16 protein-coding genes and 1 other RNA gene are annotated in these 17,449 nt (G+C 65.4%); 4 read left to right on the top strand and 13 right to left on the bottom strand.

The features are described from left to right. Positions 1-52 precede the first annotated feature (52 nt). The 3 genes from ABQU90_RS18555 to dusA form a co-directional block, all read right to left on the bottom strand. A complete protein-coding gene (locus ABQU90_RS18555; protein WP_002808458.1) occupies positions 53-736 on the bottom strand; it encodes a response regulator transcription factor in 684 nt (227 codons plus the stop codon). 71 nt (positions 737-807) lie between these two features. Further along, the gene (locus ABQU90_RS18550) at positions 808-1,116 is read right to left on the bottom strand and encodes a hypothetical protein (protein ID WP_055850192.1); all 309 of its coding nucleotides are present in this window, start codon (positions 1,114-1,116) and stop codon (positions 808-810) included. 336 nt (positions 1,117-1,452) lie between these two features. After that, positions 1,453-2,457 (bottom strand): tRNA dihydrouridine(20/20a) synthase DusA, encoded by a 1,005-nt coding sequence (dusA, locus tag ABQU90_RS18545; protein ID WP_323523349.1) that lies wholly within the window; start codon positions 2,455-2,457, stop codon positions 1,453-1,455. 149 nt (positions 2,458-2,606) lie between these two features. Between dusA and ABQU90_RS18540 the strand changes: the two genes are divergently transcribed. After that, on the top strand, positions 2,607-2,888 hold the full coding sequence (locus tag ABQU90_RS18540; RefSeq protein WP_236699215.1) for an NIPSNAP family protein: 282 nt from the start codon (positions 2,607-2,609) through the stop codon (positions 2,886-2,888). Between the two features lie 30 nt (positions 2,889-2,918). Here ABQU90_RS18540 and ABQU90_RS18535 read toward each other — a convergent pair whose 3' ends face one another. The 7 genes from ABQU90_RS18535 to aroE all read right to left on the bottom strand — a co-directional run bounded on the left by ABQU90_RS18535 (position 2,919) and on the right by aroE (position 10,693). Then, positions 2,919-3,143 carry a hypothetical protein gene (locus ABQU90_RS18535; protein ID WP_055847177.1) on the bottom strand — a complete coding sequence of 75 codons (225 nt, stop codon included), beginning with the start codon at positions 3,141-3,143 and terminating at the stop codon, positions 2,919-2,921. 1,036 nt (positions 3,144-4,179) lie between these two features. Next, a complete protein-coding gene (locus ABQU90_RS18530) occupies positions 4,180-4,755 on the bottom strand; it encodes an ankyrin repeat domain-containing protein (RefSeq protein WP_055847175.1) in 576 nt (191 codons plus the stop codon). Between the two features lie 57 nt (positions 4,756-4,812). Further along, the gene (gene katB / locus ABQU90_RS18525; RefSeq protein ID WP_193552479.1) at positions 4,813-6,318 is read right to left on the bottom strand and encodes a catalase KatB; all 1,506 of its coding nucleotides are present in this window, start codon (positions 6,316-6,318) and stop codon (positions 4,813-4,815) included. 508 nt (positions 6,319-6,826) lie between these two features. Then, entirely contained in the window at positions 6,827-8,962 is a 2,136-nt protein-coding gene (gene dinG, locus ABQU90_RS18520; protein ID WP_323523348.1) for an ATP-dependent DNA helicase DinG, read from the bottom strand. Between the two features lie 291 nt (positions 8,963-9,253). Next, positions 9,254-9,481, bottom strand: a complete 228-nt coding sequence (locus ABQU90_RS18515; protein ID WP_055847167.1) for a hypothetical protein — start codon at positions 9,479-9,481, stop codon at positions 9,254-9,256. Beyond that, complete coding sequence (locus ABQU90_RS18510) at positions 9,478-9,831, bottom strand: hypothetical protein (RefSeq protein WP_323523347.1); 354 nt, start codon at positions 9,829-9,831, stop codon at positions 9,478-9,480. The genes ABQU90_RS18515 and ABQU90_RS18510 overlap by 4 nt, the downstream gene beginning before the upstream one ends. Positions 9,832-9,841: 10 nt before the next feature. Next, complete coding sequence (aroE, locus tag ABQU90_RS18505; protein WP_323523346.1) at positions 9,842-10,693, bottom strand: shikimate dehydrogenase; 852 nt, start codon at positions 10,691-10,693, stop codon at positions 9,842-9,844. Positions 10,694-10,745: 52 nt separating this feature from the next. On the opposite strand from aroE, the gene ABQU90_RS18500 reads away from it, so the two are divergent. Then, a complete protein-coding gene (locus tag ABQU90_RS18500) occupies positions 10,746-11,627 on the top strand; it encodes a TolB family protein (protein WP_323523345.1) in 882 nt (293 codons plus the stop codon). 604 nt (positions 11,628-12,231) lie between these two features. On the opposite strand, the gene ABQU90_RS18495 is transcribed toward ABQU90_RS18500, so the two are convergent. The 3 genes from ABQU90_RS18495 to ABQU90_RS18485 all read right to left on the bottom strand — a co-directional run bounded on the left by ABQU90_RS18495 (position 12,232) and on the right by ABQU90_RS18485 (position 16,595). After that, a complete protein-coding gene (locus tag ABQU90_RS18495) occupies positions 12,232-14,766 on the bottom strand; it encodes a PepSY domain-containing protein (protein ID WP_323523344.1) in 2,535 nt (844 codons plus the stop codon). A 374-nt stretch (positions 14,767-15,140) separates the two neighbouring features. Further along, positions 15,141-16,130 (bottom strand): porphobilinogen synthase, encoded by a 990-nt coding sequence (gene hemB, locus ABQU90_RS18490; protein WP_316689210.1) that lies wholly within the window; start codon positions 16,128-16,130, stop codon positions 15,141-15,143. 222 nt (positions 16,131-16,352) lie between these two features. Next, a complete protein-coding gene (locus ABQU90_RS18485) occupies positions 16,353-16,595 on the bottom strand; it encodes a hypothetical protein (RefSeq protein ID WP_311239350.1) in 243 nt (80 codons plus the stop codon). Between the two features lie 206 nt (positions 16,596-16,801). Between ABQU90_RS18485 and ABQU90_RS18480 the strand changes: the two genes are divergently transcribed. Both ABQU90_RS18480 and ABQU90_RS18475 read left to right on the top strand, forming a co-directional pair. Further along, positions 16,802-16,877, top strand: a non-coding RNA gene (locus ABQU90_RS18480) — sX9 sRNA. A 59-nt stretch (positions 16,878-16,936) separates the two neighbouring features. Next, positions 16,937-17,392 carry a hypothetical protein gene (locus ABQU90_RS18475; RefSeq protein ID WP_115529411.1) on the top strand — a complete coding sequence of 152 codons (456 nt, stop codon included), beginning with the start codon at positions 16,937-16,939 and terminating at the stop codon, positions 17,390-17,392. Positions 17,393-17,449 lie beyond the last annotated feature (57 nt).

Raw genomic sequence — 17,449 nt, 5'->3', positions numbered from 1 at the left:
TACCACTTGGAGCGGCCCGGCACCTGATCTTCCTGTTTACCGACGCGCGGACTCAGCCTTCGGTACGCGGGATGGCGAAGCGGTAGCCCCGACCACGCACGGTCTCGATGGGCTTGAGTTCACCATCCGGGTCGAGCTTCTTGCGCAGACGACCGATGAACACTTCGAGCACGTTAGAGTCGCGATCGAAGTCCTGCTGATAGATGTGTTCGGTGAGGTCGGCCTTGGAGACCAGTTCGCCGGCATGCATCATCAGGTACTCAAGCACCTTGTACTCATAGCTGGTCAGATCGACGTTGGCGCCGTTGACGCTCACCGTCTGCGCGGCCAGATCCAGTGCCACCGGGCCGCATTCCAGCGTGGGCTTGCTCCAGCCAGCGGCACGGCGCAGCAGCGCGTTAACGCGAGCCAGCAGCTCTTCGACATGGAACGGCTTGACCAGATAATCGTCGGCGCCCTGCTTGAGGCCTTCGACCTTGTCCTGCCAGCTCGAACGCGCGGTCAGGATCAACACCGGAAATTTCTTGCCTTCGTCGCGCAGCGCCTTGATCAGCTCCATGCCCGACATCTTGGGCAGGCCAAGGTCGATGATGCCGACGTCGAACGGCACTTCGCGGCCCATGTACAGGCCTTCTTCGCCGTCTTGTGCAGCGTCGACCGCAAAGCCTTCACGCTTCAGACGCGCGGCAAGGGTCTCGCGCAGCGGAGCTTCGTCTTCGACCAAAAGAATACGCATGCACTCTCCCTAGTAACGTTATCGGCCAACGGCCGGGGAATTTATGAGACTGAACGCAGAACTATCTACGTTCAGTGGTTATCGCTACGTGGTGGCGCTGGCGGATCGGGCGGGGCAGCGCTGGGCGGTGGAGCGGCCTGCGGCTGCTCTAGCTCGTCCACGGTGTGGACGCGCCCGTTCTTCATGTACTTGACCCGATTGAGGTTGCCGCCATCGTACGGCACACGCTCGGCAGCCAAAATTTGTCCACCGGTAGACCGCTGCACATGGCGGATGGTGTCCGACAAGGTGCGGCTGTTACCGCGTGCCGATGCCGGCATGCCCTCGCGACCACCCTGCACCATGGGATACCCCTGACCCCACGCCGACGGCGCGGCCAGGACACCCCAGAGGGCGACCAGGGCGACAGAGCGAACGCGGCTGAGCGGATGGGTCACAACTGGATCCTAGCGGGTTGTTCAGGAACATTCAAAATTCGTAAAACCGAGCATGCATCACACAATGGCCGGGTTCCGTAAATTGAGCCAAATTCTTGATTTTTGGGGGTGAATCCGATCTGAACTTTTTAGCTTCGTGTTAACGCCATTCAGCCAAATGAATGCCACGAAGGAGCAGACGCCCTGCCAGCAAGGCTTTCGCGCTCGATGCCGGGCTCCGAGATCGTGATCAACAACGGTCCTGGCCTGCCTGTTCAGCTAATGCAAGCGCCGGGCCAATCAGGCAACGACGCGCCAGAGCTGGCTGTCGGTTCGCTGCAATGCCTGCTCGACCAGCTCCCAGCCAGCGCCTGGACGGTGTGCGCCCTCGCTCAGCACCTGACGGAACGCCCGCCCGCCCGGCTGCCCATGGAACAGGCCCAGCACGTGCCGGGTGATGTGCTTCAGCGCAAGCCCCTGCTCCAGTTGGGACTCTACGTAGGGACGCAGCGCCCGTAGCAGCGTCTCGCGCGGCTGCACCGGGCGTTGGGTCAATGCGGCATCGAGCTGATGCAAGACATACGGGTCGTGATATGCGGCGCGACCGAGCATCACGCCATCGGTCTGCTGCAGATGCGCCAGCGCGGCGTCGACGGCGGCGATGCCGCCATTGAGCACCACCGGCACGTTGGGACGCTCCTGCCTGAGGCGATATGCCCAGTCGTAGCGCAGCGGCGGCACCTCGCGATTTTCCTTCGGCGACAGGCCCTTGAGCCAGGCATTGCGGGCGTGCACTACCACCATCGCCGCGCCGGCCGCGATGACTTGATCGACAAAGCGGGCGAACACGGCGTAGTCGTCGTCATCGTCCACACCCAGGCGGCATTTGACCGTGATCGGAAGGTCGGTGGCCGCGCACATGGCGGCGACGCACTCGGCCACCAGCGCCGGCTCGCGCATCAGACAGGCACCGAAGCGCCCCGCCTGCACGCGATCGGACGGGCAGCCGCAATTGAGGTTGATTTCGTCATAGCCCCATTCCTGTGCGATGCCGGCCGCCTGAGCGAGCAGGGCCGGATCGCTGCCGCCGAGCTGCAGCGCCAGCGGGTGCTCGACTGGATCGAACCCGATCAGCCGCGTGCGATCGCCATGGATCACCGCGTTGGCATGCACCATCTCGGTATACAAGCGTGCGGACGGCGCCAGCAGGCGGTGGAACACCCGGCAATGCCGGTCGGTCCAGTCCATCATCGGGGCAACGGACAGGCGTAGGGAGGCGGCGTAGCGATCGGCAGAAGCGGTCATCGACGGTTGGCCGCAGCGAGCGGCCATTGGAATGCGAAGCAGGATCAATAGCTTACACGGGCGTCGATGAATCTGCGGCAGTGTGGCCTGGCACGCTGATGCAGCGTGATGCCGGATCCTGCTGCACGATCACCTGCTTGCTGCGCTAGGTGACCGACCGCTATCAACTGGCCGAATTCGAACATGACGCGCGGTTATGGATCCCGCTGGTGGCGCGCTTTGGCGGCCAGCATCACGGCTATTTTCTGCCGTCGGAAAGGGCGAACAACATCGCGTTGGCGCTGTTTTCGTTTCCCTCGCGCGCCGAGTACGGGAGCTATCGGGTGGCATCGCTGCAGGATGCGGGGTGTCTGTCGGCGTTCGCCTATGCGGAGCGAACGCGGTGCATCGTCAATGACGAGCGCAGCTTCTTTGATCCGGTACTGGCGTAACGCTGCGCGCGTTTCCGGACGTAGGTGCGATTACGGGTTGCGGAAGCCCACACGCTCTTCGGCGCTCAGCGGCTTGCCGAGGGCGTGGTAAGAGGCAGCCAGGGTGATCAGGGACGTGCCCATCACCGCATAGAAGCTCCACGAGGTAGCCAATACGTGCACCTGGCCGAACACCAGCGCGACAACGGCGGTGGCGGTGCACAGCACCATGGCGAGCAGGGACATCAGGAACGGGATGGAGGGATCGAGCTTCATGGCCGGGGGTTCCAAGGTGCGATAGCTCCAGCATCGGCGTTCCCGACCCGTTCTTGAACTGTTTTTTGCGCTTTTTTCGAACCAATTTCAAGCAAGTCAGCGCGCGCTCAGTTTTATGTCAAAGCCTTGGCGCACAAGGGTTTCGACGTCAGAAATCTCCTGACGGGATGGCGGAAAAATCATCACCACCGCCAGACTTCCAACGCAGGCGTGGCGGAAAACCGACGGGATGGCCATCACGGTTTGGCGTGGCCGCATCCAGGTCGCTTACGTCACGATCGTGTGCTGTCGTTGCCCTGCTGATTTGCGCGCGACACACGGAGGTGATCGCGCCGGGCAGCCCCGGATGCAAGCAGCAGCCCGGTCAAAGACGTGCCCCCCGCGCGCTTGCCGGAACCGTGAGACATCGTGGCCAGGGCCGTGCGGAGCCATCCGGACGCATCGGTGCTCTGGGCTGGATGCCCTACTCGTCGTCTGTCCACAACAAGCGCGGGGACCAGGAGCGGTTAACACCACTGGCGGGCAGTGGTCAGGTAGGTGTGGACGCCACGCTCAGAGCCGGAGTGGACGAATATGGCCACCAACGTGCGCGCCATCTGGCGGCTGCACCATCGTTTGGTGAGCTGCGCTAAACCTGCCGACTTACTCTCATGCGTTGACCGCGTGCCGAGCGCGGCCATCGAGCGCTATCGAAAGTCATGCGACTGGCTGACAACGCTAGCGAACAAGGATCGAATAGATGCGGACGCTACGGAGCTACCGCAGCCTCCGCGTGATACATGCCGAATTGGGAGCATCGGCCGCGCCGATCTGGAAGGCTTCGCGGCCGTGGCTGGGCGATGGCCTTGTTGGCCGCTTGCGCGCACCAGGGTCGCCGCCGTTCGGAGCATTGGTAGCGTGATGGCAAAACACGCATGGCAAATGTTGCTGCGGACTATCGTCCGTACTCCACCCTGTGGCGCACCCTCAAGAACAGCTTACGCAGGCGCGCAACTTGCGGAGCATGCACGGCCGCAGGTCGCGCTACCGAACACGCTCAGCGTGCCGGGGCGGTGGCGAATTCGCCGCGCTGCAACTTGGTCACATCGTTGCCCTGCCCGTCCTTGAGGCTGAGGTCTGCGCCCTTGGCGGCCAAGTCCTTGAGCACGTCTGTCCGCTGGAACAGCGCTGCATACATCGCCGCGGTCTGGCCGGCGTTGTTGCGTTGGTCGGGGGCGCAATCGGCCTGCATCAGCCGCTTTGCGATGCCGAGCTCGCCTTTGAAGATCGCGCCCATCAGCGCGGTGTTGCCACGCTTGTCCTGCGCGCAGGGGTCGGCTCCTGCGCTCAGCAATTGCTCTACCGCCGGGCGTTGGCCGTGGTAGGCGGCCAGGATCAGCGCGGTATAGCCCTTCTCATCGCGGGCATTGAGGTCGTAATGCGAGCGGATGAACTCGGCCAGCATCTCCTGGCGGCCTTCGCGCGCGGCATCGAAGAAGTACTCACGTAGCTGCAGCTTGATCTGCTCGGGGCTGGACGTGGATGGTGTGGTCGCTGCGGGTGTGGCAGACGGCGAGGCAGCGATGGCTGGCGCGCACAGGGCGCTCAGCATGATCAATAGCAGAGTGCGCATATCGCTCTCCCAAGACGGGGACGGCACCGCGGCGTGGCCACGATGCCGTCGGATGGATCAGTCCTGCAGGCTGGAGGCCAGCTGCTTGACGCGGGCCAGGTCGCCCTTGGCAACACGGGCCACACCGGTGCCGTACTCCGGGTCGGCTTTGTACAGGAACGACAGGATGATGTGCTTGCTCTCGGTGTCGGTGTTGGACAGCGACTCGCCGAAGCTCTGCACTAGATCTGCACGATCCTTCTTGCCGTAGGAGCGGTACAACTCACCGGCTTGCTTGAAGTTCTGCTCGCGGGTGATCTTGGCCTGTTGGGTGGTACCGGACAGCGGCAGTTCGCTGTAGCGCGCGGCGGTGTCCTGCGGACGCGGCTCCAGGCGGCTCGGCTCGTAGTTCACGCCGCTGCTGGTCTGACCGATGTTGCCCTGACCATCCTGGTTGCCGTTATTAACGGCTACGCGCGGGCGGTTGACCGGCAGGCTCAGGCCGTTGGCACCGATGCGATACAACTGGGTGTCGGCGTAGGAGAAGATACGGCCCTGCAACAGGCGATCTTCAGACGGTTCGATACCCGGCACCAAATTGGCCGGCGCCATCGCGACCTGCTCGGTCTCCTGGAAGAAGTTGTCGACGTTCTTGTTCAACACCATCTGGCCGACCTTCTGCTCCGGCACGTCCGGCCAGATCTTGGTGGCATCGAGCGGATCGAAATCGAACTTGGCCAGGTCTTCCGGCTTGAGCACCTGCACATACAGGTCCCACTTCGGGTAATCGCCCTTCTTGATCGCGCCGACCAGATCGTTGGTCAGGTGGCTGTAGTCCTTGGACTGGACGGCGGCAACCTGCTTGGGATCGAGGTTCTTGATGCCCTGCAGCGTCTTCCAATGGAACTTGACGTAGTGCACTTCGCCCTGCGCATTGACCAGCTTGTAGGCGTGCACGCCGTTGCCATCCATGAAGCGATAGCCGGCAGGCGTGCCTTCGTTGGAATACAGCAGCGTCAGCGTGCGCGTGCCTTCGGGCACGTGCGAGAAGAAATCGAAGCGACGCGAGTCGTCGTCAAGATTGGTGCGCGGGTCCGGCTTGAACGCGTGGACCATGTCGGGGAACTTGATCGCATCGCGGATGAAGAAGGTGGGGAAGTTGTTGCCGACCAGATCCCAGTTGCCTTCGCTGGTGTAGAACTTGGTCGCGAACCCGTGCGGGTCGCGCAGCGTTTCAGGCGAGTGATTGCCATGCACAACGGACGAAAAGCGCACGAACACCGGTGTTTTTTCGCCGGCGCTGAACACCTTGGCCTTGGTCAGGGTGGACAGATCGGCAGTGGCGGTGAACTCGCCTTTGACACCGGTACCGCGCGCATGCACGACGCGCTCGGGAATGCGCTCGCGATCGAAGCGCTGCAGCTTCTGGATCAGCTGCACGTCCTGCAGCAAGGTCGGGCCGTTGGCACCTGCCGTCTGCGAATTCTGGTTGTCGCCAACCTTGGCGCCGTTGTCACGGGTCAGTACAGATTGGGCGAAGACCGGCGGAGCGATCAGCGTGGGGGCTAGCAGGGCTAGCACCATGAGGGATCCAGGGCGCATGGCGTCAGCTCGTGTTGAAGGACCTGAATCATGGCGAGCGGGCCGAAGTGTGAAAAGTCATTAGTTATGATCGCAGCGATAGGCGAACATGATGATGACTGCGTTGCGTGATATGCATCGCTTTTCGTGTGGCAGCGTGTTGCAGATAACGCGACTGTTTCGGCTTCAAGCGTCTCGTCTGCATTCGCATCGCATGACGTCACTACCGAAATACGTAAACCGATGCTGCACTGCAAGGCGATGCCACGCGAAAAAACATTGCATCTGCAGCAACCAACGCGATGCCTGACAAGCAACTGCGCCCGCATGCATGAGGTGACACAGGCTGCGCATGATCGCTCGCGGCGGCATGCCGGATGACGACGCTGCCATGCGTGGCAGTCGCTATGCAGTGCTCAAGTACAACCTTGTCGACCGCGACTGAGCGGTCGACATCACTGAGCGCTTGAGATCACTGAGCGCTGCATTGGCATGCCACGTGCCGATGCACTCAGCGCCCGATCACCCGCTTGAACGGCGGCAACGCGTCGATGATGCGTTTGCCGTAGCGACGCGTGAGCAGGCGCGAGTCGAGAATGATGACGCGGCCGTGGTCATTGGAGCTGCGGATCAGCCGCCCTGCAAACTGGGTTAGCGTGCGTAGCGCATGCGGAATCGCAATCAGGTTGAACGCATTGTGGCCGCGGCTTTCCAGCCACTCGCTCAAGGTCGAGGTCTGCGGGTCGGTCGGCACCGCGAATGGCACCTGGGTGATGACCACCGTGGTGCAGGCATCGCCGGGCAGGTCCAGGCCTTCGCCAAAAGAATTCAAACCGAACAACACCGAGCCTTCGCCAGCAGCGATGCGGCGCATGTGTTCGGTGATCAATTGCGACTTGTTGCCTTCGCCCTGCACCAGCACACGGTTGCGCTGCGCCAGCGGCATCAGGTCGGCGACCTTTTCCATCTTCCAGCGCGAGGTGAACAGCACGATGCTGCCCTTGGCGTTCCAATCCAGTTCGCGCACCAGATATTTGGCCACTTCCTTGGGATGCCCTTCGCGGTCGTCCGGGGTGACCGGAAAATTGGGCACGATCAGTTCGGCCTGATTGGGCAGGTCGAATGGCGAGGCCAGCGAGGCCATTTCGGCGTGATCGGGCAGACCGTTGTCGATGGCGAAGGATTGGAAATCGCCACCGCCGGTGAGCGTGGCCGAGGTCATCACCACCGAATCCACTTCGTTCCAGATCATCGTGCGCAGCACTTGCGCGGCCGACACGGGAGAGCAGTGGCAGATCAGATCACCCTCGCGCGAGAGGGTGATCCAGCGCGCCATCGGCGGCTGCCCTTCCTTATCCTCGCGCCGCCAGCCGCTCCACAGATTGTGTTGCTGCTCGGCCATTTCCAGCGCCAGGCCCAGGTTGCGTTGCAGCCGTTCGCGTGCGGCATCGTCCTGCTTGCCCTTGGCCACTGCGCCATGTGCGGCATGTACCCAGTTGAACAGCGCGCGGGTTTCTTCGCCCAGTTCTTCGATGGCCGGGCCCCACTGCGGCGGCAACTTGCCGTTGGCGGCACGCCACAACGGATCGCGCTCGCCAGGCTCGGGCTTCCACACGCGCTCGACTTCGGCATGGAAGGCCTTGAGCAGTTTGGACACCCGCGCGGCGACATCGATGGCTTCGTTGGGCAGCAGGTTGCCGACCTTGTCCTTGTCCACCGCGCGATACGCCGCGGCAATGAGAATCTGCATGCGGCCAGTGCGCTTGGCCATCTCGTCCAGCGGCAGATTGGCCGCGCCCTGGTCGATGGCCACGCCGGCGATGTGATGGCCTTCGTCGAGCACCAGCAACATGTCCGATGGCGGCGCGATCAGCGGCTGGCCGTTTTCGGCATCGCCCAACGACAGCGAGGACAGCAGCAAGGCGTGGTTGGTAACCACGATCTGCGCTTCGCGCACATCGGTGCGTGCCTTGAGCACCGGGCATTGCGCGGCATAACTGCAGCGGCGCCCCGCACAGCCGGAGGCGGGCGTGGTGATGCGCATGCGCAACGGCACCGAGACCTGCTCGGGGGCATCGTCCAGGTCGCCGCTCCAGGTGCGTGCGGCGTAGGCCTTGGCCAGCCGTTTGGCCAGATCGGCATCGACGGGGCTGAGCGGGCGATCGTAGAGCGCCTGCTCGTCTTCGAACATGGCGTTCTGGCTGGTGTCGCCTTCCAGCTCCGCGGCATTGCGCGTGCACAGATAGCGGGTGCGGCCCTTGGCCAGGGCGACGGTTGCCTCCAGGCCGGTGGCCTTGAGGAAGGCCGGGATATCGCGCTCCACCAGCTGCGACTGCAGCGCCACGGTGCCGGTGCTGATCACCAGCTTCTTTTTGGTCGCCAGGGCGATCGGCACGCCGGCGGTGAGATAGCCCAGGCTCTTGCCCACCCCGGTGGGCGCCTCGGCGATGCCGATGCCGCCGGAGGTGGCCAGCGCACGCGAGACCAGACCGATCATCTGACTCTGCGCGCGACGGGTGGCAAAACCGGGCGTATTGGCCTGCAGCTTGGCGTAAGCGTCGCGGATGCCGGCCTTGATCGGGTCGGTCAGCACACGCTGGGCGGGGACGGGCGCGGACGGCGCAGCCGGTGGGGCAAGGTCACTCATCGCGCTATTTTCGCACGGACCGGCGCAGCGCCTGCGACCGATACGCGCGGCAGCTGAACCTGTTTGCCGGGTGCCCTTGCACGGTTTGGAGACCGATGTCCGGAGCGGATGACACAAGCGCGCACATCAGCAGATGGCGGCGAATGCTGCACGCGAGATCTGCGTGCAGGCTGCGCTTGCCGCTTTCGATCAACCCCGGTCCTTCTGGGATCACTCAGAGATGCGTTGGCGGCGCTCGAAGACCGGCAACCGCCGGGTACACCCCACAGCTGGACTCTGTGGAATGTTGGATCAACCGCGTCGCGGCCAGGCGTAGCGCGCCCAGACCACGCCGATCACGGCCATGGCCACGCCCATCGCCAGCATGCCGATGCCCACACCGGCCGGACCAAAGCGTTCGTACAGCAGTCCGCCCCGGTTGACGGTGGCCAGCGCCTGCGGATGCAGCAACGTCCAACCGCCCTGCCCTGCACAGATCAGCCCGACCAGGACGAGCGCCAACGCCTTGAGCGGGATCATGCGCGCGAACCCGCAGCAGGCGGCAGCCGTTGCAGGCTGCGCGCCAGAGTCCACACCAGCACGCCGATACCGACGCCTTGCACGGCGGTCAGCACGAAGCGGCCGACGCCCATCACCAGACCGATCTGGCGCACGTTGCCCTGCTGCATCAACAGCATCGGAATCGCCTGCAAGGCCACCTCGGCCAGCACACAGCCCAGCAGCAGCCACAGCCCGGCCAACGCGGCACGCCGCAGCGGCCCGTGCGGGGCCCGCCACAGCAATACCAGCCCAAGCAACAAGGCGATCAGCATCGGCACCCGCGACAGCAGGCTGGTGATCAGGCTGAGCAGGATGTCGGTGGTGGTCATGGGCAACGGCTCAGTCCGCGCTGACCAGCACGGCGTCGCGCGCGCGCAGCGCCGCGTACACCGGGTCGGTGTCCGGACGCACGCCATGCCACAACGCGAAACTTTCGGCGGCCTGCTCCACCAGCATGCCCAGGCCATCGATGGCGTAACGGCAGTGCGCGGCGCGTGCCCAGGCCAGGAACGCGATGGCGGTTTCGCCGTAGTTGAGATCCACCGCGGCGGTCAGGCTGTTGACCAGGCCCAGCGGCAGCGAGAACGCACCGGCGTCGCGGTCGCGCCCGGCGGCGGTAGCGTTGACGATCAGCTCGAAGTCGCCCAGTTCGCGCAGGTCTTCGATGTAACGCGACACCACCCGACCGGGTTCGCCCAGCGCATCGCACAGCGCGTCGGCGCGCTCGGGCGAGCGGTTCACCACCACCATCTCGGTGACGCCGGCATCCAGCAGCGCCGGTGCCACCCCGCGTGCGGCGCCGCCGGCGCCCAGCAGCAACACGCGACGACCGCGCAGATCCAGGCCGTGGCGATCGGTGAGGTCACGCACCAGGCCGACGCCGTCGGTGTTGTCGCCCTGCCATTGGCCATCGTTACGCACCAGCGTGTTCACCGCTCCGGCCAGCTGCGCGCGATCGCTCAGGCTGGCGGCCAGCGCAAAGGCGGCCTCCTTCAACGGCAGGGTGACGTTTGCGCCCTTGCCGCCTTCGTCGGCGAAGCGCTGCAGCTTGCTGGCAAACGCGTCCGGCGGCGCATCGATGGCGGTGTAGTCCAGCGCGATGCCTGTCTGCTTGCCGAAGTCGGCATGGATGGCCGGCGACAGCGAATGGGCGACAGGGTGACCGAACACGGCATAACGGGATACGGGCATGAAACGCTCTCTGGTTGACTAGACTGGGCGCGACTTGGAGCAGGAACACCGCATGCAACTTCGATGGACGCCGCTCGCGCTGGCGGCGAGTTTACTCTTCGTCCCGTCCGCGTCGGGACTTGCCGAGTTCGGCATCGAAGGCATGGGTGTGGTGTCCACGCCGGCCAACGAGGCGCACGCCACGCTCAGCCCGGACGGGCAGCGCATCGTCTGGGCCAGCGACCGCGCCGGCGCCGCCGGGGGGTGGGACCTGTGGCAGGCGCAGCTGCGCGGCGGGCGCTGGCAGGACGCGCAGCCGCTGCCGCTCAACACCGCCCAGGACGAGATCACGCCGCTGTTCAGTGCCGATGGACGCTGGCTGCTGTTCGCCTCGTCGCGGCCCGGTGGCGCCGGTGGCAGCGATCTGTACCGCGTGCCGGTGGATGCGCAAGGCGGCCTGGGCGCGGTGCAATCGCTGGGCGCGGCGATCAACAGCCGCGGCGACGAGCGCGCACCGAGCCTGTCGCTGGACGGCACGCGTCTGCTGTTCGCCAGCGATGGCCACGGCGGTGCTGGCGGCCTGGACGTGTTTGTGGCGCACTGGGACGGGCGCGCGTTCACCGCGCCTGCGCCGCTGCGCGACATCAACACCGCGGCCGACGAACTGGATGCGGCCTGGCTCGGCGACGGGCGTGGCCTGGTATGGGCGCGTGGTGCGGTCGATGGCCCCAGCCAGTTGCTGCTAGCCGCTTGCAACAACGGGCACTACGCCCAGGGCCAGCCGTTGCCGCTGTCGTTCAACGGGCCGCAGGAGCGCACGTTTGCGGCGGTGGTGGATGCGTCCAAACCGGGCGAACTGCTGGTCACCGGCAGCGCACGTGCACCACGCGCGGGCCAGCTGGATCTCTACCGGATGAAGGCGCCGGCGATAGAGGGCGATGCCAGCTGCCGCTGAGGGTGGATGGATGCGCGAAGTCAAAACAAGAGCGGCTGGCAAAGCACTTCGCGCGGGTCTATTTCAGAGCGGAGGATGTGGGTCTTCAATGCAGCGCAGCTGCTCTGCGGCCTGGTTGTAGAGCTGCTGACTTACGGCTTGGCTGCAGGGCTACAGAGCGCTGACTCGCGGCTTGATCTGCGGCTCGGCTGCAGGGCCCATCCGCCGACCATCGCGGGACACGCTGCAAGTACTTGTCAGCGCTTACGCGGCATCCATGCCGCGTAAGGTCCCGTGACGGTGAGCGGGCAAGGACCCGTCGAGATGGTCGGTGTGCACGGTCAAGAGCAGTGCGTGACGTGCATTTTGGATAATGGCGTACCAACCAAATACCGATGCACTTTGCGCGAAAGACGCTTTTCACGCGACCACTAACCAACTCCCTGGTGCGCTGTCCTCCCCGCTTGCGGGACCGTGTGGCGGCATGGATGCTGCCACCCAGCCTCCACGGACGGATGCACGGCGTGTCCCGCGAGCGGTGAGGGCGCCGCGCACTCGACCTACCAGCCTTTGACGTGTTGTTAGCCCCCCCCCCAAGGCTGCGACGCAGTGGTCATGACTGTGCTCAGTACACATCGCGCCGATAGCGGCCCGCTGCCGTCAGCGCGTCCACGCGGGTGTCGCCCAGCAGTTCGCGCAAGGTGACGTCGACCGCGCGCGCCATGCTGTCCAGGCTGCCGCAGACATGGATCACCGCACCGCGATCGATCCAGTGCCGTAGCGCGTCGCCGGCATCGCGCAATTGATGCTGCACGTAGCGCTTGTGCGGCTGATCGCGCGAGAACACCCAGTCCAGTTGTTGCAGATGACCGCTTAACTGCCAGGCCTGCAGTTCGTCGGACAACAGCCGGTCGTGTGCGGCATGGCGTTCGCCGAACAGCAGCCAATGCCCGTGCACGCCGGCCAGCTCGGCCTCGCGCAACAAGGCGCGCAAACCGGCGATGCCGGTGCCGTTGCCGATCAACACCATCGGCGCCGCTTCGATGCGATGGAAGCCGGGATTGGTGCGCAGCCGCGCGCGCACTGCCGCCCCGATCGGCGCATGACAGATCAACCAGCCCGAGCCCAGCCCTGGACTGCCATCGCTGCGGGTGGTCAGGCGCACCACCGCCGTGGCCACGCCATCGGCCGGCACGCTGGCCAGCGAATAGTCGCGCGTGGGCAACCAGTCGCAGGCATCCAGCCAGGCCTGTGGATCCGGACACGGCGCGGGCGGCGTCGCGGGCGCGGGCGGCAGCACACGCTCGGCAGCGGCCTGATGCAGCGGCAGCAACTGCGCATCGACATGCACCAACGCATCGGACGGCAGGCCCCACGCTGCCAGACACGCACACACCTGCGCATCGGCGTGCGCAGGCTGCACTTCGAGGATATCGCCCGCCTGCCAGTGCGCCTCAAGCGGTGGCTGCAGGTCGATGCGCCAGATCGGCGCGCCCTCGCTGCCCTGATTGAGATGGGTGCGCGACGACAGCGCCCACTGGGTCAGGCGCGGACGCGTCAGCGCAACCGCGGCCAGCGGCGCGCCGGCAATCTGCGCCAGCTGTGCATGCCATTGCGCCAGCGCCTGCGGATCGGCGTTGTCCATTTCCACGGTGGGAAACAGCGCGCGTGCACCCTGCGCGTCAAGCCACTGCTCGATACGCCGCGAAAACCCGCAAAACTGCGCATATTGGCGATCGCCCAGCGCCAGCACCGCGTAAGCCAGCTGCGGCAAACCGATGCGTTGGCGCATCAGTTCGCGCTCGAACGCGCGCGCCGCATCCGGCGGCTCGCCATCGCCGAACGTGCTGATCACCAGCAAGGCGTGCCGGGTGGCCTGCAGTTGCTGCACATCCACCTGCGCCAGCGCGCGCACCTGCACCGGCAGGCCGGCCGCTTGCAGATGCCCGGCCGCCTGCCAGGCCAGCCGTTCGGCAAAGCCGCTCTGGCTGGCGAAGGCGATCAACCATGGCTCAGCCTGCGAGGCCGGCGGTGCGTTCTGCAGCACCACGCGTGCGGCGCGCAGCTCGCGCTTCTTGCGGCGGCGATCCAGGTACAGCATCCAGCCGCTGATGAAGAACACCGACATGCCGAGGCTCGCCAGCATCACCACGATGCGCCCCGGCAAGCCGAAGAAACTGCCCGAATGCAGCGGGAACATGCTCACCAGCCATTGCTGGCCGCGCGGCAGCCGCGCGTAATCCTGGCGCTGCAGCAAGGCACCGCTGGCGGCATCGATTTCCAGATTGTCGTAGGCGCGGTCGTGGTCGGGCCGGTCCGGCAAAAACCGCACGCTCATCGGCTGCCCGGCACGGGTGGGCACCCGCAGATCCAACGCGGCGTGATGGGTCCCAGGAATACCGTCCAAGGTGCGCTGCACACGTGCGAAATCCACCGTCGCCGGCCGATGATCGCCCCCGTCGCCGCGCATGGCCGGCTCCTTGCCAAGCAAGGCCACCATGCCGTCGCGGTACCAGTCGTACGACCAGGTCAGCCCGGTCAGCGCGACCAGCAGATAGACCAGCAGACACCAGGTGCCGAACACCGCGTGCAGGCTCCACAGAAAACTGCGCCCCTGCCGCCGCCATTCCACCACCCACCAGGTCCGCAGGCTCCACCAGCGCCGCGGCCAACGCAGATACAGCCCGGACGCGCAGAAAAACAGCAGGATCAAGGCGCACGCCCCGGTCACTGCCTGGCCGCGCTTACCCGCGGTCAGATTGCGGTGCAGGTCCTCGATGAACGCAAACGCCCCGCTCAGGCGCGGTGCGGCGACACGCGCGCCGGTGTAAGGATCGAAGTACACGCGCCCGCCGCCTTTGCCCGCCAGACGTGCGGTGGATGGCCGCGCGCCGGTGGGGTCGATCAGCATGCGTGTCACCGCCTGCTGTTTTCCTGCATCGCGCGGCAGCAGGTCGAGGCGCTGCAGCAACACATCCACCGGCAACACACGCTCGCCGGCGGCATGCCGCACCGCCAGCTGCGCGATGGCCGGGTTGGCCAGCCGCACGATTTCGTTCTCGAAGGACATCAGCGCGCCGGTCACGCCCATCACCGACAGCACCAGACCGGCGGTGATGCCGAGCAGCCAGTGCAGTTGGAACAGAACCGTCTTGAACACGCGCAAACAACCTGGAGCAGCAAGGCTCGCCATTGTAGATGAGAATCGTTATCGCAGCTGGCGCACTTGGTTCGATCGCGGTTGCGTGGTCTCGTAGGCGGTCTGCCCGATGACTACTCCTGCGCATCCGGATCAACGCTTAGTTGTCGGCCTGTGTTGTCAGGCCGACGCCGTGCCAGGTGCGGGAGGTCGATCGCATGGCATCAGATCAATCGCTGCAGCGCGAGGCGGGCCGGCTGTGCCGGTCCGTGCAAACACGCGGAAGATCCGACCGAAACGATCGACGACCTGCTTCACTACATCGCACCCACCTGCAGCGGCATCCAAGAAAGATGCCACCACAGCGCCGCTCCACGCAGCACGTCTGGACGCGCTCAGCCTTCGCGCAACCAGCGCGCCACTTGCGGCGCGAAATACGTCAGCACGCCATCGGCGCCGGCGCGCTTGAAAGCCATCAGCGCTTCCAGCACGCAGCGGCGCTCGTCCAGCCAGCCGTTGGCGGCGGCCGCCTTGAGCATCGCGTACTCGCCGCTGACCTGGTACGCAAACGTCGGCACGCGGAATTCTTCCTTCACCCGGCGCACCACATCCAGGTACGGCATGCCCGGCTTGACCATCACCATGTCCGCGCCTTCTTCCAGGTCCAGCGCGATCTCGCGCATGGCCTCGTCGCTGTTGGCCGGGTCCATCTGATAGGTGGTCTTGTCGGCCTTGCCCAGATTGCCGGCGCTGCCCACCGCATCGCGGAACGGGCCGTAGAACGCCGAGGCGTACTTGGCCGAATACGCCATGATGCGCACGTTGAGATGGTCGTCGGCATCGAGGGCGCGGCGAATCGCGCCGATGCGGCCATCCATCATGTCCGAGGGCGAAATGATGTCTACGCCGGCCTGCGCATGCGACAGCGATTGCTTGACCAGCGCCTCGACGGTGATCTCGTTGAGCACATAGCCGGTGTGATCGATGATGCCGTCCTGGCCGTGCGTGGTGTACGGGTCCAGCGCCACGTCGGTCATGATCCCCAGCTCCGGAAAGCGCGATTTGAGCGCGCGCACCGCACGCTGCGCCAGGCCGTCCGGATTCCAGGCTTCGGCGGCATCCAGACTCTTGCCCGCCGGGTCGATCACCGGGAACAGATCGATCACCGGGATGCCCAGTTCCAGCGCGTTTTCTGCTTCACGCAGCAGCTCGTCCAGCGACAGCCGCTCCACGCCCGGCATCGAGGCGATGGGCGCGCGGCCGGATAATTCATGCACGAATACCGGCCAGATCAGGTCATCGGTGGTCAGCGTGTTTTCGCGCATCAACCGACGCGAAAACGCATCGTGGCGCATGCGACGGGGGCGATAGTGCGGGTGGGCCATGACACGGCTCCTTGAGATAGCGCGTCAGTTTACGCCCGCCATCGCGCGCAGGACGCGCTGCGACGCAGTGTCGCAGCGCTGCAACGGCATGGCAGGCCGCGATCGGCGTGGCCTATCTGCAGGTCAGGCAGCGCTCCCAAAGGCTGGGGATGCAAGCCCTGCCCGATACGGGCGTCGACACACGCCGACGCACATATGCCTAGCAGCCTTGTCGAAAGCGCCCTAGATCACCCCGCCACCCAGGCTCAGGCGGATCACTCCAACCACGATCACCAACCCGTTGAGCAGCAAGCCGGTCTTGGCCCGGCCGCGGTTGCCGGCCGAGGTGAACAACAGCGCGATCGCCGCAATCAGCGCACCCATTGCCGCGAACGGAATCAGGAACCAGTTGCCCCATCCCAGCAACGGGATGAAGGCCAGCACCATCCACAGCAGCGCCACAATGCCCCAGAGCAGGCTGATCAATCCCACGTGCCACCTCGTCTATCGAAGAAACGCCGAGCTTAACGGGGCGGCTGCCAAGACGCCGTGGGCGGGTGGTCACCCTGGCGGCTTGGCAGCAGCCTCACATGGGCGTGGCTAGGGTGCGACGAGGTACGGAGCGATCCAGTGCGACTGACAAACCCATTGGGCAGCCGCCACTAGGTGGCGAGGCGGGTGCTCGGTGCGGACTGGACCGCTCGTACACCGTGGCTCCTCCGCGTCGCCAGCACCCATCTGAAGGTGGGTTGTTACCTCGTGTTAGCCACTCTTCAGTCCGGGCGCCGGATCATCGCCGTCATCACCAACATTCAGGGGGCCACATCATGAACAGGCATTTCGTCGTCGGCGCTGCACTGGCCCTGCTGCTGGCCGGCTGCGCCAGCAGCTCCAAGGTGATGCTCGGCCAGGCGCGCGCGCCGATCGACCCCACCCAGGTGCAGGTTTATTCGCACGCCCCGGTCGGCTCGATGGAGATCGCCCAGCTCGAATCCACCAGCGCCGCCGGCTTCGGCACCCAGGGCCAGACCGATGCAGCCGTGCAACGGCTCAAACGCGAGGCCGCCAAACTTGGCGCCAACGGCGTGGTCATCGTCGGCGTCGGCTCCGAGCGCTCCGGCGGCGGCCTGTCGGTCGGCGGCGGCAGCTACGGCGGCCGCGTCGGCGGCGGTTTGGGGATCGGCATTCCGACCACGCAAAAGCGCGCGGCCGGGATGGCGATCTGGGTGCCGGCGGGGGCGGAAACCGGCGCCATGCCTGACGCACCACCTCCAGCGCGCTAACCGTCCAACGGCTTTAAACAACGCAGGCATGAGGCGGCTGACGACCGCTGCCGCATG

It is taken from the genome of Xanthomonas sp. WHRI 10207 (assembly GCF_040202975.1).
In the GTDB taxonomy this organism is placed as follows: domain Bacteria; phylum Pseudomonadota; class Gammaproteobacteria; order Xanthomonadales; family Xanthomonadaceae; genus Xanthomonas.
Note: the sequence above shows the minus strand (reverse complement) of the source record. Positions and strands in the feature narration are given on the sequence as shown.

Coding starts and splice junctions, on each gene's coding strand:
- ABQU90_RS18555 (WP_002808458.1), bottom strand. CDS start 736: ATGCGTATTCTTTTGGTCGAAGACGAAGCTCCGCTGCGCGAGACCCTT.
- dusA (WP_323523349.1), bottom strand. CDS start 2,457: ATGACCGCTTCTGCCGATCGCTACGCCGCCTCCCTACGCCTGTCCGTT.
- ABQU90_RS18535 (WP_055847177.1), bottom strand. CDS start 3,143: ATGAAGCTCGATCCCTCCATCCCGTTCCTGATGTCCCTGCTCGCCATG.
- ABQU90_RS18530 (WP_055847175.1), bottom strand. CDS start 4,755: ATGCGCACTCTGCTATTGATCATGCTGAGCGCCCTGTGCGCGCCAGCC.
- katB (WP_193552479.1), bottom strand. CDS start 6,318: ATGGTGCTAGCCCTGCTAGCCCCCACGCTGATCGCTCCGCCGGTCTTC.
- dinG (WP_323523348.1), bottom strand. CDS start 8,962: ATGAGTGACCTTGCCCCACCGGCTGCGCCGTCCGCGCCCGTCCCCGCC.
- ABQU90_RS18515 (WP_055847167.1), bottom strand. CDS start 9,481: ATGATCCCGCTCAAGGCGTTGGCGCTCGTCCTGGTCGGGCTGATCTGT.
- ABQU90_RS18510 (WP_323523347.1), bottom strand. CDS start 9,831: ATGACCACCACCGACATCCTGCTCAGCCTGATCACCAGCCTGCTGTCG.
- aroE (WP_323523346.1), bottom strand. CDS start 10,693: ATGCCCGTATCCCGTTATGCCGTGTTCGGTCACCCTGTCGCCCATTCG.
- ABQU90_RS18500 (WP_323523345.1), top strand. CDS start 10,746: ATGCAACTTCGATGGACGCCGCTCGCGCTGGCGGCGAGTTTACTCTTC.
- hemB (WP_316689210.1), bottom strand. CDS start 16,130: ATGGCCCACCCGCACTATCGCCCCCGTCGCATGCGCCACGATGCGTTT.
- ABQU90_RS18475 (WP_115529411.1), top strand. CDS start 16,937: ATGAACAGGCATTTCGTCGTCGGCGCTGCACTGGCCCTGCTGCTGGCC.